Origin of the sequence: Actinospica durhamensis (genome assembly GCF_018139695.1) — a bacterium.
Lineage (GTDB): Bacteria > Actinomycetota > Actinomycetes > Streptomycetales > Catenulisporaceae > Actinospica > Actinospica durhamensis.
In genome coordinates this window covers 1-1,166 of sequence record NZ_JAGSOG010000599.1, presented here as the reverse complement: position 1 = coordinate 1,166, position 1,166 = coordinate 1, and the positions used below count along the sequence as shown (strand labels likewise).

The 1,166-nt window shown below is 58.3% G+C and carries 1 rRNA gene; it reads left to right on the top strand.

The window, feature by feature from the left end:
* Positions 1 to 1,164, top strand: a 23S ribosomal RNA gene (locus tag KDL01_RS41290); the annotation flags it as partial.
* Between the last annotated feature and the right edge of the window lie 2 nt (positions 1,165 to 1,166).

Here is a 1,166-nt window from a genome sequence, read left to right as displayed (position 1 = left end):
GAGCTGGGGGTGGTCGCAGAGACCAGCGGGAAGCGACTGTTTACTAAAAACACAGGTCCGTGCGAAGCCGCAAGGCGATGTATACGGACTGACGCCTGCCCGGTGCTGGAACGTTAAGGGGACCCGTCAGCTTCACGGCGAAGCGGTGAACTGAAGCGCCAGTAAACGGCGGTGGTAACTATAACCATCCTAAGGTAGCGAAATTCCTTGTCGGGTAAGTTCCGACCTGCACGAATGGCGTAACGACTTCCCGACTGTCTCAACCATAGGCCCGGTGAAATTGCACTACGAGTAAAGATGCTCGTTTCGCGCAGCAGGACGGAAAGACCCCAGGACCTTTACTATAGCTTGATATTGGTGTCCGGGGCGGCTTGTGTAGGATAGGTGGGAGACTGTGAAGTGCCGGCGCCAGCCGGTGTGGAGTCGTTGTTGAAATACCACTCTGGCCGTCTCGGGTGTCTAACCCGGGTCCGTGATCCGGATCGGGGACAGTGTCTGGTGGGTAGTTTAACTGGGGCGGTTGCCTCCTAAAGAGTAACGGAGGCGCCCAAAGGTTCCCTCAGCCTGGTTGGCAATCAGGTGGCGAGTGTAAGTGCACAAGGGGGCTTGACTGTGAGACTGACGGGTCGAGCAGGAGCGAAAGCTGGGACTAGTGATCCGGCGGTGGCTGGTGGAAGCGCCGTCGCTCAACGGATAAAAGGTACCCTGGGGATAACAGGCTGATCTTGCCCAAGAGTCCATATCGACGGCATGGTTTGGCACCTCGATGTCGGCTCGTCGCATCCTGGGGCTGGAGTAGGTCCCAAGGGTTGGGCTGTTCGCCCATTAAAGCGGTACGCGAGCTGGGTTTAGAACGTCGTGAGACAGTTCGGTCCCTATCCGCTGCGCGCGTTGGAGGATTGAGAAGGGCTGTCCCTAGTACGAGAGGACCGGGATGGACGGACCTCTGGTGTGCCAGTTGTCCCGCCAGGGGCATGGCTGGTTGGCTACGTTCGGAAGGGATAACCGCTGAAAGCATCTAAGCGGGAAGCCTGCTTCGAGATGAGTCCTCCCACCACCTTGAGTGGGTAAGGCCCCCTAGAGACCATGGGGTTGATAGGCCGGACATGGAAGCGGGGTAACTCGTGGAGTGGACCGGTACTAATAGGCCGAGGGCTTACACACCC